The sequence below is a fragment of the Fulvivirga kasyanovii genome (genome assembly GCF_009711405.1).
Lineage (GTDB): Bacteria > Bacteroidota > Bacteroidia > Cytophagales > Cyclobacteriaceae > Fulvivirga > Fulvivirga kasyanovii.
In genome coordinates, this window is the sequence record NZ_SMLW01000477.1 from 1 (window position 1) to 12,898 (window position 12,898).

Here is a 12,898-nt window from a genome sequence, read left to right on the forward strand (position 1 = left end):
AAAATTGAAGCATAATGAAGTTGTATAAATATTATATACTGGCCCTGGGAGTCATCATTCTGGACCAGGTTGTGAAGTTGCTCGTTCATTTCAATATGGAAATGGGCACCATGGGGGAGATAGATGTTTTTGGCGAATGGTTCAAACTTCATTATTTGCTTAATCCCGGCATGGCCTTTGGCCTTAAGTCCAGCCACGAGTATGGCAAGCTTCTCCTGACTCTTTTCAGGTTGGGAGCTATGGTTGGGATTGGCTACTATATTTATTACTTATTCAGAAAGAAAGCTAAGCCCGGACTGCTTTGGTGTATGGGACTGATCCTAGGAGGAGCAGTAGGTAATGTAATAGACAGTACGTTTTATGGGGTTTTTCTTGACAATGCCCCAGCCGGGTCTCCAACCCCATGGTTTCACGGTCAGGTAATTGATATGCTTTTCTTTCCATTATTTGATGGCTATTACCCTGACTGGGTTCCCTTCGTAGGAGGTGATTATTTCCTGTTTTTCAGTCCTGTATTTAACATAGCAGACTCATCCATTTTTATAGGTGTAGTTCTGATCCTTATCTTTCAAAAGAAGTTTTTTAAGGATCGCGATGACCAGGGTACAATTACAGATACTTCACACGAGGAAGACCACACTGATAAAGAGAGCAAAGAAGTTATAGTTTCTTAATACATACAGTACGTCAGGAGTTAAAGGATCTTATCTATGGCTTTAATGGCGGTCTGCTTCCTTTCAGGCCATTCACCTTTAACTTCCATGAATGGAAGGTTGAGCTCCTGTAATGTGCTTTTGAACAGATCATAGAAATAGCTTCTGAGGTGTGGGTTTTCCCGCTGAGGATCCTGCTCCCAGGGAAGGTCTATATGGGTCAGCAGGTAAAGGTCATACCTTCGTGTTCTTATTTCATTCAATATTTCTTCATGGCAGAAGCCATATTTGAATTCAGACCAGATCTTAATCACAATAAGATCAGTATCGCAAATAAGCAGACCGTTAGCTTTAGTCTCCAGCTTGTCCTCGTTTGCCAGTTGTCCCCGTGCTATTGCAAGCAGGTCATCAGCTTCGTAGGGGCGATCCAGTTCATCAATATATTGTCGGGCATACTCCTTTACCCAGCAAGTGTTATAATGCTCGGCCAGTTTTGAGGATAACGTTGACTTGCCCGTACACTCCGGGCCAATTACCACTACCTTTTTTACAGACTTGTCTGTACTTTCATCGTCTTTCTCCATGCCAGATATCCTGAAACCGCTAAACCGATATATACCAAATATAATATTGAATAAAAATGTATGCCCTTGTAATAATAAACCCCTGTAGCCAATACATCTACCACAAACCAAAAATGCCAGTTTTCAATCTTCTTTCTGGCAGTCAGCCACATGCCTGCGAAACTCAGCATTGTGGTGGTACTGTCCCAGTATGGAAGTGATGCATCCGTGTAGGTTTCCAGAAGATAACCCATAGAAAGGATGCCGATAGCAGAAATTAGTATCAACAGTACCAGTATGCGGGTTGAGGTATGCGTGACAGGCACTTCTTCACTTTCGGAAGTATCTAAGGGTTGGTCATCAGTATCAGATGACTTTTTCCCTTTCACCCAATACCACCAACCATAAATATTAAGGATCAAAAAGAAGATATGCAGCGCGAAATCGGCATAAAGTTTTTCCCTCCAGAATACGACCAGCGATACCAGCACATAAATAATCCCCGAAGGCCAGGTGAGAATATTTTCTTTGATCAGGAATATTACAGCCAGCAAACCAAAAATTAATCCCGTTGCTTCGTAGGGATCCATGGATGTGATGTACTCTATGGTTTGTTGCAGTATACTTTCCATAATAGTGGAAGCGGCAAATATATCTTTTTTATTTATTATTTTAGCAGCAGTCAGGCTGGCAATAATTTATTAATCTGATCAAAGTGAATAGAAGAAAAGCTTTAAAAGGAGTGGGTATAGGTGTTTCAGCCGGTTTGTTTTTACCCTCGCTCCTTACCTCATGTAAAGACGACGAAGAGCCAAAACCTGCCATTAACTACGATGGTACAGTGATTATTATCGGTGCCGGGGCTGCGGGACTTTATACGGCCGATTTACTGGTAAGTCAGGGAGTTGATGTAGTCATACTGGAGGCTGGTGACCGCATTGGCGGAAGGGTTAAATCCGTAAGGTCGTTTGCCGATTTCCCTGTTGAGCTTGGAGCTGACGTTTTAAAAAGCCAGGACTCGCTCTTTCTTCAGCGTATACAAGAATTAAACCTCAATACCGTTCAGGTAGGTACAGACCGGGAGAATATCTTTTTCTTCAACGGTCAGGCATTGCCGGCTGCTGATTGGCAAAACCATGCAGACTTTGTTGCAGCCCAGAATTTTATCAATAATATACCAGCCTATGGCGGCGATGATAAAACCATCCTCCAGGCTGCTCGGGAAGCCGGGCTGGATGTATCCGTTTATGGCTTTATAGAAGGACAGGCAGCAGATCCTCTGGGGACGGATATTAACAAAGCGGGAATCAATGGAATCAAAAATTCGCTCAATTTACCCGCAAATAACGAAGCCATAGCTCTGGCCAATAATCCTTTAGAAGATATATTCTTTTCTGTTTTTAATCATCTTATTGAGCGTGTTCACTTTAACACCAGTGTCACATCCATTGATTATAGCGGAGAAGAGGTTACTGTAGAAACAACCAATGGAAGCTTTTTAGGTAATAAGGTTGTAGTGACTGTACCTGTTTCCATATTGAAAAGTGGAAGTATAAACTTTGTGCCTGCTTTGCCAGATTCGAAAAAAGCTGCTTTAAGCAGAATTGGTATGGATGCAGCGTTCAAAGTTTTTATCAAATTCAACAAGAACTTTTGGGGGCTAAATACTTATAAAATATACGGAGGCAACGTGGTGCCTGTATACACCAGTGTGGGCCCCGAGCTAAGTGTGAGCAATCGTACGCTAATGATAGAGGTGTTTGGTCAGGATGCAGAGATATTGCGGGTATTAAGCGATGAAGATTTAAAATCTACCATTCTCAATGATCTGGATAATATATTTGATGGCAAGGCCAGCTTGAACAATGACATCAGCGAGTTAATTAGGATGGATTGGACTGGCGAAGAAAATATACAGGGAGGATACTCATACCCACTTGTGGGAGGTTCGGATGAAGACCGCACCACCTTGGCAGAGGATATAGACACCAAAGTATACTTTGCCGGGGAAGCTGCGAGTGTAAAGTACGGTACGTTGGATGGAGCTTTTGATTCTGGTGCTGCAACGGTTCAGACTATTATAACCCACATTCAGGAAGAACAGCCGCAATAAATCTGGAGAGAACATTGAATTTATACATTATGAACAGATCAGTTTACCTATTCTTTTTTATTATTCTGCTTGGTACGGTGGCCTGTGACGGAGGGGGAAAAGATTCAAAAGGAGGCAAAAGGAAAAAGGAGGGGCTGGTAAAGCAGTTCCGGCCGGATGGTTCGTTGAAAACAGAGATAAACTTTAAGAATGGCAAAAAGAACGGACTGGCAAAAAGCTACTATAAAAACGGCCAGCTTCGGCAGCAGATCACTTATTTAAATAATGTAAAGCACGGCGACGTGACCACCTATTATGAAAATGGTAAACCCTACCAGGTAACGCCATACGAGAATGGGAAGATTCATGGCCTGCGCAAAAAATATCGCATGGACGGCAGGCTGGCGGCGGAAGTACCCTATAATAAGGGTGTGGTTTGCAAAGGCCTGAAAGAATACCTGCTCAATGGTGATATTAAAAAATCTTATCCGAAAATAGTGATCAGGGAGATCGATAACATGCTGAAGTCCAATGAGTTTATACTAAGGATTTCTATATCGGATAATTCCCGGAAAGTGACCTACTATATTGGCGATCTGGATAGTAACGGGTGTATTTCCGAAAGTGCTACTATGGTTAAGCCACAGCGACCGGGAGTGCTGGACCTCAAGTATAACATAGGACCAGGTATGTTTATGATGGAGGAACTAAACATCATTGCTGTAGTTGAGACCAAGCTCGGCAATCCTTATGTGCTTGAGAAGAAGCATAACCTTGCCATTGAAAACAGAGGTTAAAGACTATTTACCTGATCATTTTTTGTCTCATAAGCAGCTCATAGTTTCCCGGAGCGTACTCAAGGCCTTTTGATATAAGGTTTGAAGCTTTAGCGGTATGACCTTTTCTGAAATAATATACGGCAGCAAGAGAGTAAACCCGGCCAATATTTGCGGCATTTATATTTAAGTCACGGGAATAATGCTCTTCAAACAAATTCCTGTATTTGGATGCTTCATTGATGTTTTGCAGATCATACGACTGTCCGCATTGAATGAGGTACGAATTAACCAGCATACTTTTAAACACATTGTTGTCCATAAGTTTCGGGTGCTTTTTGCCGAAGCCTTCCAGCTTTTCAATGATGAGATTATTATTGCTTTCGAATCTGAGACTTTGAGCAATTGCAGAAACCATGGCATTATTAACCTCCAGGTTATCCGGTTTCAATTCATATGCCTGAGTAAAAAAAGGCAGTGATTCATCATATTTCCCCTGATTATAGAGCACACGACCCCTTTCATAATTATAGAGATAGCTGATAGAATGCTTCAATTCGGCATCATCTAATAATGATACCAGTTGATCATAGTACTTTTCATAAGTAGCAGCATCACCTTTGTTGATCAGGTGGGTATTATTGATCCGGCTAAATTCGCCAATGATCATATCATGAGAAATACCATGCTCTGTAAACCGGGCCAGCTTGGCCAGGAGAACGATATCCTCAGGTTCAGCATAGTCAGATTTTTGAATGATATCTATGTTTACTGCAGTCAACAAGGTGATCACTCTGTCCGCAGGATAAAAGAGGTAGGCTTTTTCAAGGAGTTGGTGAGCCTTTTTAAAATCGTTATTTTCAAGTGCATATAAGGCATGATTGGTATATTGGATACCCACCAGTTCTTTTAGCGTAATGTCAGGGTCTGAAAAATAGTATTCATCGAAAAGCTGGTTTACAGATTTGCTTTTAGCTTCTTCGGCGCTAATAAGTTTAGCATTGGTCATTTGCTCCACAAAAGCCTCCTTAAAGCGATCGCTGGAGGTTACAAAGCCTCCACTTGGATCAGTAGATTCTACCAGTATTTTTTCTGATCCCGGATAAGCTATGAGATATACATGGGTTGGCTTTTCTTTTATGATGTAGGGAATGTCAAATTCAGAAAAGATAATGCCATACAAAGCAGAAGCGGATACGCAATTGTAGTAGCCATTGGAAAAAATGCTACTAAAGTCGTTTTGTGTTTCGTATTTGGTCAAAAACTGTTCATGAACATCCTCATACAGTGACTTAATTTTTTTCTCTGTCTTCTTTTTACTTAACCTGGCAATATCAATGTTGTTAATCCTCGACCTGTATGTAGCATCATACTTATCAAAAAGGCTCTTTTTCATGTCAGGATTGGCAGCCAGAAACAAAGCCAGATAATTCTGCCGGCCATGTTTAAAGTATTCGTCAAATGCGTAGGCTTCAAATTCAGAACTAAAATTGAGGTCATTAAAAAATACAAGAGAATCCTGACCGGTAGCGGGGAAAGCTGTTATGAACAGCAAAAAATAAAATATCTTCTTCATCTGCTTATTGTACTCAACCCAAATAAGCTAATTAAAGTTTAATTATAAAATCCAAAAGGCTCTTTTATCAAACCCGGGTGACTTTTGAGGCAAGCTTCACATGCATGTTTTACTTTCCGATCATTGCTACGGAGGTTTTCAGGTTGGTCGAAAATTAACAGGAAGCTAATCTCTTTTGCGGTTTCTCAGATTGTTTAATTGTTCATCGAGGTTAATGGCGGCACTGATAAGCCCCAGGTGAGTGAATGCCTGAGGGAAATTGCCCAAATGCTCGCCCTGAAAGCCTAACTGCTCAGCATACAGTTCCAAATGGTTGCCATAGCCTATCATCTTTTCAAACAGCAGTCGCGCTTTTTGGAGCATACCTGCCCGCGCCAGGCATTCCACATACCAGAAAGAGCACATGGAAAAACTCCCCTCTCCATGCTTCATGCCGTCTTTCGCAGCTTTTTCATGCTGATACCTGTATACCAGAGCGTCTGAAACAAGGTCATCTTCAATGGCTTTCAACGTGGACAGCCATCTGGGGTCGGTAGGGCTGATAAACCTGACTAAGGGCATAAGTAAAAGGGCAGCATCTACAGTGCTGGCACCCTTGTATTGTACAAAAGACTGCCTGTCTTCATTCCAGAAGTCGTCATAAATGGAGTTGAATATTTTATCCCGCTGCCTTCGCCACTCGGGATTTAATGGAAACGAACGACCTTCACATACCTTAATGGCCCTGTCTATGGCTACCCAGCACATAAGTCTGGAGTGCAGAAATTCTTTTCTTCCGCCACGTACTTCCCATATGCCTTCATCAGGCTGCTCCCAGTTGTTGCTCACCCAATTGATCTGCCCTCCGATTTTCTTCCAAAAGTCGTAGGAGATAGGTTCGCCATATTTATTGAACAGGTAGATGGAGTCCATTAACTCTCCGTATATATCCAGTTGAAGCTGTGTGTGAGCGTTATTGCCTATCCTTACAGGAGATGTGCCCCGGTATCCTTCCATGTGGTCCAGTATTTTTTCATCCATCTCCTTTTTGCCATCAATAGTGTACATAAGTTTCAACCCACCGGGAGTGTCAATATCCTGGCATAAGTTTTCAATCCAATTGATAAAATTGGCGGCCTCCTTTGTATACCCGAGGTTGATCAGCGAATAAAGAGTGAAAGATGAATCCCTGATCCAGCAGTAACGATAATCCCAGTTTCTGTTACCACCCAGATGTTCAGGAAGACTAAAAGTAGGGGCGGCTGCTATTGAACCATATTTGTAGGACGTTAGCAGCTTCAGTACCAGTGCAGACCTGTTTACTACTTCTCGCCAGCGGCCATCATATTTGGATATGCCCGTCCATTCTTTCCAGTAATTGACGGTCTCCGTAAGTTCTCTCGAAACAAGTTGGTTCAAATCCTTTTCCGGGTGCTTGTTGGTTTGTATTTCAAGAATGAAATCAGCAGTCTCGCCCGGATCCAGTTGGAATACTGCGCGAACATCATCCCCTTGGGTTTCAAGGTCTACCGTACTTTGCAGGCGAAGCGTAAGCTCATTGTTGCCTTTGCAATGAAATAATACTGTTCTGCTATCCACTACCTCAGCGGTATGGCTGCACCTCGCATAGTCAAACCTCGGTTTGCAATCCATATAGTAGGTAGCCTGCCCACGAATATTGGTAATTCTTCTTATAAGCGCTTTACCTTCATATAAATCTTCAACAGGCATAAAATCTGTCATTTCCCCGACTCCCTCAGGCGAAAGGAATCTGGTAAGCAGCACGTTTGTATCGGGCAAATAGAGTTGCTTATTGCGACTCTCATCAAAGTGTGGGGAAATGCTAAAATAGCCCCCCTTTTCTTTATCTAAAAGGGACGCAAATACGGAAGGGGAATCAAAATGTGGAAAGCACATGAAGTCAATAGACCCGTTGATACCAACAAGGGCTATTGTATTTAAGTCGCCGATAATTCCATAGTCTTCAATGGGCAGGTATTTCATTACTAAGCTTCTGTTATTATGCTTTTTAGTAGTTATAACAGGAGCCTTCGGCTTATGTTTGCCCGTTAAAAGTCAGAATGAGGAATAACTGACTATAAAGCTATCAGGATGTTTTTTCTGGAGCTTTCTCTTAAAAGCATCAGCCTCTTCCCTTTTTTGGAAGTGCCCAATGATCAGTGAATATATATTATTATTGTCTACAACCTTTTGTTTTACAGTTACCTCCTTAGCATATGAAGGCTTTAAATCAGATGCAGCATTAATGAGGTTTTCGAGCTCCCTGTAACTACCTATCTGAATCCCAAAACCACTTCGCTCAACCGTATCCATTTTTAGACTGAAATACCTCACATTTTCAGGAATACTGGCAATATCCGGTTCAATATTGTCGACCGTTGCGCCTTCCACACTTATTATCTCCAACTTTACATCTGCGGTTCCCTGACGGATAAAGTTAAGCTTTTGGGCGGCAGATTTGGAGAGGTCAATTATTCTGCCCTTCACAAACGGTCCCCGGTCATTAACACGAACAGTAACAGACTTATTATTACTGAGGTTGGTGACCTTTACCTCAGTGCCAAAAGGAAGTGTCCTATGCGCTGCAGTGAGTTTATTGTGCCTGTATTTCTCACCGCTTGCAGTAGGGCGGCCTTCAAATTTGTCGGCGTAAAAAGATGCTTTTCCCTGCTCTTGTTGGGCATAAAGGAAAGACTGAAAACAAAAGGTAAAAAGTATGATAAGCCTCATCTGATAAAAAATTTGCGTTAAACTAGAAGCATTTATTGAGAAGCACAATTTTGGGGCTAAATTTATTCTAATCGTTTCGTTTTTTATATTAGTGAATCTCTGTAGTTTTGTCCGGCAAATAACATAAACGCTTATTTGCTATGTCCCTAGACAATTCCAAGTTCATTTTTGAGGCACTTACCTATGATGATGTGCTGCTTCAGCCAGGTTATTCTGAAGTACTTCCAAGAGATACCAACACTTCTACCCAGTTAACCAGAAACATTCGCTTAAATATTCCTTTAGTATCCGCAGCTATGGATACCGTTACAGAAGCTGAATTGGCAATAGCCATGGCTTTGGAAGGAGGCCTCGGGTTTATTCATAAGAATATGTCTAAGGAAGCCCAGGCCCAGCAGGTTAGAAAAGTGAAAAGGTCTCAAAGTGGTATGATACTGGACCCGATTACACTGAACATCAATTCCAATGTACAGGATGCCGAACATATTATGCGTGAGTATAAAATCGGAGGTATTCCGGTTATAGATGAGAATAAAAGGCTTATAGGAATTATCACCAATCGTGATCTGAGGTTCCATAAAAATATGAGTACACCTGTAAGCGAGATCATGACGAAAGATGATCTTATTACGGCTGAAGAAAACATAGGTCTGGAGAAGGCTGAGGATATACTTCAGAAATACAAAATTGAAAAACTCCCCATAGTGAATAAAGACGGTATACTGACCGGGCTGATCACTTATAAAGATATTCTCAAGAAGAGAAATAAGCCAAACGCATGCAAGGATGAATATGGCAGGTTGCGTGTAGGCGCTGCTGTAGGCGTAACACCAGATATACTTGAAAGGATTGAAGGCCTTAAAGTTGCCGGTGTTGACGTGATCAGTATAGATACTGCCCATGGCCATTCCAAAGGGGTGATAGATGCTTGTAAGAAAGTAAAAAAAGCTTATCCGGAGCTGGACCTGATTGTGGGAAACGTAGCTACAGGAGAAGCTGCCAAAGCCTTGGTGGAAGCAGGTGCTGATGCTATTAAGGTAGGTGTAGGGCCCGGTAGTATATGCACTACACGAATAATAGCCGGTGTAGGTGTGCCGCAACTTTCCGCAGTGTATGAGTCCTCAAAAGCTATTAAGGGAAGTGGTGTGCCAGTGATCGCCGATGGAGGTATCCGTTTTTCCGGAGATGTGGTAAAAGCCCTGGCCGGTGGTGCCAGCAGTGTAATGATTGGTTCATTATTGGCAGGTACTGAAGAGGCACCTGGTGAAGTAATCATTTATGAAGGCAGAAAATTTAAATCATACAGAGGTATGGGCTCAGTGGAGGCCATGGAAGAAGGCTCGAAAGACCGATATTTCCAGGATGCCGAAGATGATATTAAAAAACTGGTACCTGAAGGTATTGTCGGACGTGTACCATACAAAGGCCTGGTATCAGAAGTGCTTTATCAACTTATAGGAGGGCTTAAGGCTGGTATGGGTTACTGTGGTACAGCCACCATTGAAAAGCTTCAGGACGCTAAGTTTGTAAAAATTACAGCCGCCGGAGTTCAGGAAAGCCACCCTCACGATATCTTCATTACCCGCGAAGCCCCTAACTACAGCAGGTAATTTTTACCTCTTTTTTTTGCGACAAATCGCTTAAATTTCATATATTTCGTAGATATACTATCGTCAAAGCAAAGAAGTTCCTCTTTGCTTTGACGGTTTGGTAAAACTGTAAAGCAGTTACCCAAACCTTAGTTTTTGTATACAACTAATAATCAACCTATTATCTACTAAGCCCCAAAAAATGAAATTGTCTAAGAATAGTTGCACCCAAAAACACCGGATTAACTCCGCTCCCTTTAGCATTGTATTTTGCTTTTCTTTAATAGTTGGTTTAATACCTCGTTTAGTCCTGGCCCAGGATTATTATATTGAGAGGTTTGATACCCAACCTGATGGAGCTACCAGTGACAATGATGACTCTCCATGGAATACTATACAAGGTTCTTCAGGTTCTTTGGAAGTAGATTCTAATTCCAGTTATGAAGACTTAACGGCCTTTTCCGTAGGTACTGAAGCAGTTTGGTATACAGGATCCTTTACAATCCTGGGAAGTACCTCAATCTCTATCGATGCTTTTGAATATGACGATGCCGAATCAAGTGATTATGTCAGAATGTATTATAAACTGGATGGTGGCCCTGAGGTAATGTTTGGAGACTTCAGTGGTAATTTCTCTAGTGCAACAGCAACGGCCACAGTCTCCGGCAGTAGCCTGGAACTTGTGGTAAGATTCCTGAATAACAATGAAAATCATACTATAGATAATGTCATCGTAAAGGCTGCCACACCCACCTCTCTCTATTCTGTTGCTAATGGAGACATAGATGATGGCTCCATCTGGTCAGGGGTTGGTTATGGAGGTGCTTCCTGTGGATGTGTGCCCAACGAAACTGCTCAGTTAAATATTGGAGGCGGTATGACGGTCAATCTGAATCAGGATGCTTCCGTTAACGATGTTACCATTGACAATACGGGAACGTTCAGATATACCAATGCCTATGTGGAGCTAAACATGATGTCTGATGGGATCTTTATCGTAAATAGTGGAGGTACTTTTGATGAAAACGGTCAGACCGATGCAGACCTGGATTTTGAAGGTGGAGTTGGTACCAGTCAGCTAGTAGTAAACAGTGGAGGTGTTTTTGATATCGACAGGGTTTATATGTTTGGTACAAATGCCTTGAATATCAGTGGAGATGGAGATATTGACCTCACGACCAGTCTCAACCTCTGGTCTTCAGGTACAGTTACCAATGACTTGTCCGGAACAATGACCATTGGCGATGAGATCGATTTTAATGCTGACAATGCAACATTTACTAATAATGGTACGATTTTCCTTACTAATAATTTTACACTGGCAACAGGTAACACAGGTAATTTATTCAGTAATACGGGGCGGATAGATATAGGAGGAGATGTAGACCTCAATAATGGAGATCTTACCATAAACAATACCGGAGTCCTTAATCAATATGGAAATTTTGTAAATATTGATGCCGGGAGTGATTTTAACAATTTGGGAGGAAGCACCTGGGCATGGTATTACGTAGGAACCTACGATACAGATATCAACACCATACTATCTGCGGGCGGACTTTTTGAATATGAAGGTTTTGGTGACCAGCTTGTAATACCGGTTCAGTATAATAATTTGACCATTGATGGCTCTGGTAGCAAAGTATTGCAGGCAAATACTAACCTAAGCGGAGTCCTGTATATGAATGCCGGGTATATCTCGCTGGGTAACTTCAACCTTACCCTTGGAAACTCGGCTTCAATAATAGGTAGCAGTGGCAGTTATATTCTTACTGATGGAAGCGGTGCTTTGGTGCAAAATAATATAGGTGCAGGAGGAAAGACAGGAAGCGTGTCGTTTCCTGTAGGGTTGAGTACAACCAGTTACACGCCGGTTTCTGTCACAAATGCAGGAACGGCGGATAATTTCAGCGTACGGATTTGCTCTGGCATTTATGAAGAAGGAGGTTGTGCTACCGGTACGGCGGCTACGACGCAGGTGGTGGACAGAACCTGGTTTATCAATGAAGCAGTAGCCGGAGGGTCTGATGTAACCCTGAATTTTCAATGGAACTCAGGTAACGAACTTACCGGTTTTAACCGCACGGACGTCAACATTATTCATCATGATGGCGCAATGTGGGGAGTCATAGGTAGCGCTGCGGCCTCCGGTTCGGATCCATATAGCGTATCTGTTGCAGGAGTGAATTCATTTTCTCCATTTGGTATAGAAGGTGGGGATAGTCCCCTACCAGTTGAACTCACATATTTTGATGCCCAACTGGCTAATGATAAAGTAAAACTGTTGTGGGAAACCGCTTCTGAACTGAATAACGACTTTTTTACAATTGAAAAATCTTCAGACCTGACACATTTTCACGAAGTCGATATCATACAAGGCAAAGGAACCACCAATGAGAAAAGCGAATATTTAACCTTTGACCATAATCCGTTGGCAGGTACTTCATATTACAGGTTGAAGCAAACCGACTATGATGGCACCACAAGCTACTCCCGTTTAGTAAAAGTGGATTATGACCGCAAATCAGAAATATTGGTTAAACTTTTTCCTGTGCCTTCAGATGGTCAAGGTATAACCCTGTCTATTATGGATGTACATGATATAGAATCAGTACCTCTAAGCATAACTGACCTGCAAGGCAGAACCGTTTATCAAAATGTTGTAAATACCCAAAGTCCCGAAATAAGGCTGGATTTTCAGAGAAAATTATCTCGTGGAGTGTATTTGGTTAAAATTAACCTGCCCGAACCCGTCAGTAGATACTTTGTGGTAGAATAAGATCAGAATTTGTTTTGTAATTAATAAACCCACTTGATGAAAGTGGGTTTTGTTTTTTATATATGATACCGTTATTTGTTAAATATCCCCATATCTATGAAAAATGTTTTAAACAGCAGTATTTTCAAATGTGTCCTATC

General features: G+C 41.9%; 10 protein-coding genes. 5 read left to right on the top strand and 5 right to left on the bottom strand.

The window, feature by feature from the left end; all coding sequences use genetic code 11:
• Positions 1 to 14 precede the first annotated feature (14 nt).
• A complete protein-coding gene (locus E1163_RS08810; RefSeq protein ID WP_155171072.1) occupies positions 15 to 674 on the top strand; it encodes a lipoprotein signal peptidase in 660 nt (219 codons plus the stop codon).
• A 20-nt stretch (positions 675 to 694) separates the two neighbouring features.
• Here E1163_RS08810 and E1163_RS08815 read toward each other — a convergent pair whose 3' ends face one another.
• Together E1163_RS08815 and pnuC are read right to left on the bottom strand one after the other, a co-directional pair.
• Positions 695 to 1,237, bottom strand: coding sequence for an AAA family ATPase (locus E1163_RS08815; RefSeq protein ID WP_155171073.1), 543 nt, complete (start codon positions 1,235 to 1,237; stop codon positions 695 to 697).
• Positions 1,201 to 1,848, bottom strand: a complete 648-nt coding sequence (gene pnuC / locus E1163_RS08820; protein WP_155171074.1) for a nicotinamide riboside transporter PnuC — start codon at positions 1,846 to 1,848, stop codon at positions 1,201 to 1,203. The genes E1163_RS08815 and pnuC overlap by 37 nt, the downstream gene beginning before the upstream one ends.
• An 83-nt stretch (positions 1,849 to 1,931) precedes the next feature.
• Here pnuC and E1163_RS08825 point away from each other — a divergent pair, with 83 nt between their 5' ends.
• Both E1163_RS08825 and E1163_RS08830 read left to right on the top strand, forming a co-directional pair.
• On the top strand, positions 1,932 to 3,329 hold the full coding sequence (locus E1163_RS08825) for an FAD-dependent oxidoreductase (RefSeq protein ID WP_155171075.1): 1,398 nt from the start codon (positions 1,932 to 1,934) through the stop codon (positions 3,327 to 3,329).
• 29 nt (positions 3,330 to 3,358) lie between these two features.
• Positions 3,359 to 4,105, top strand: a complete 747-nt coding sequence (locus tag E1163_RS08830; protein ID WP_155171076.1) for a toxin-antitoxin system YwqK family antitoxin — start codon at positions 3,359 to 3,361, stop codon at positions 4,103 to 4,105.
• A gap of 7 nt (positions 4,106 to 4,112) precedes the next feature.
• On the opposite strand, the gene E1163_RS08835 is transcribed toward E1163_RS08830, so the two are convergent.
• From E1163_RS08835 to E1163_RS08845, 3 genes are all read right to left on the bottom strand, one after another.
• Positions 4,113 to 5,660, bottom strand: coding sequence for a tetratricopeptide repeat protein (locus E1163_RS08835; protein WP_155171077.1), 1,548 nt, complete (start codon positions 5,658 to 5,660; stop codon positions 4,113 to 4,115).
• Between the two features lie 165 nt (positions 5,661 to 5,825).
• Positions 5,826 to 7,643 carry a glycoside hydrolase family 15 protein gene (locus tag E1163_RS08840; RefSeq protein ID WP_155171078.1) on the bottom strand — a complete coding sequence of 606 codons (1,818 nt, stop codon included), beginning with the start codon at positions 7,641 to 7,643 and terminating at the stop codon, positions 5,826 to 5,828.
• 72 nt (positions 7,644 to 7,715) lie between these two features.
• Positions 7,716 to 8,390: a septal ring lytic transglycosylase RlpA family protein gene (locus E1163_RS08845; RefSeq protein WP_155171079.1), complete on the bottom strand. Its 675-nt coding sequence runs from the start codon at positions 8,388 to 8,390 to the stop codon at positions 7,716 to 7,718.
• Positions 8,391 to 8,530: 140 nt separating this feature from the next.
• On the opposite strand from E1163_RS08845, the gene guaB reads away from it, so the two are divergent.
• Positions 8,531 to 10,000 carry an IMP dehydrogenase gene (gene guaB / locus E1163_RS08850; protein ID WP_155171080.1) on the top strand — a complete coding sequence of 490 codons (1,470 nt, stop codon included), beginning with the start codon at positions 8,531 to 8,533 and terminating at the stop codon, positions 9,998 to 10,000.
• A gap of 181 nt (positions 10,001 to 10,181) precedes the next feature.
• A complete protein-coding gene (locus E1163_RS08855; RefSeq protein WP_155171081.1) occupies positions 10,182 to 12,758 on the top strand; it encodes a T9SS type A sorting domain-containing protein in 2,577 nt (858 codons plus the stop codon).
• Positions 12,759 to 12,898 lie beyond the last annotated feature (140 nt).

Bases quoted from the DNA above. Each gene is read 5' to 3' on its own strand.
- E1163_RS08855 (WP_155171081.1), top strand. From the start codon at position 10,182: ATGAAATTGTCTAAGAATAGTTGCACCCAAAAACACCGGATTAACTCC.
- E1163_RS08810 (WP_155171072.1), top strand. From the start codon at position 15: ATGAAGTTGTATAAATATTATATACTGGCCCTGGGAGTCATCATTCTG.
- E1163_RS08830 (WP_155171076.1), top strand. From the start codon at position 3,359: ATGAACAGATCAGTTTACCTATTCTTTTTTATTATTCTGCTTGGTACG.
- E1163_RS08815 (WP_155171073.1), bottom strand. From the start codon at position 1,237: ATGGAGAAAGACGATGAAAGTACAGACAAGTCTGTAAAAAAGGTAGTG.
- pnuC (WP_155171074.1), bottom strand. From the start codon at position 1,848: ATGGAAAGTATACTGCAACAAACCATAGAGTACATCACATCCATGGAT.
- E1163_RS08840 (WP_155171078.1), bottom strand. From the start codon at position 7,643: ATGAAATACCTGCCCATTGAAGACTATGGAATTATCGGCGACTTAAAT.
- guaB (WP_155171080.1), top strand. From the start codon at position 8,531: ATGTCCCTAGACAATTCCAAGTTCATTTTTGAGGCACTTACCTATGAT.
- E1163_RS08845 (WP_155171079.1), bottom strand. From the start codon at position 8,390: ATGAGGCTTATCATACTTTTTACCTTTTGTTTTCAGTCTTTCCTTTAT.
- E1163_RS08835 (WP_155171077.1), bottom strand. From the start codon at position 5,660: ATGAAGAAGATATTTTATTTTTTGCTGTTCATAACAGCTTTCCCCGCT.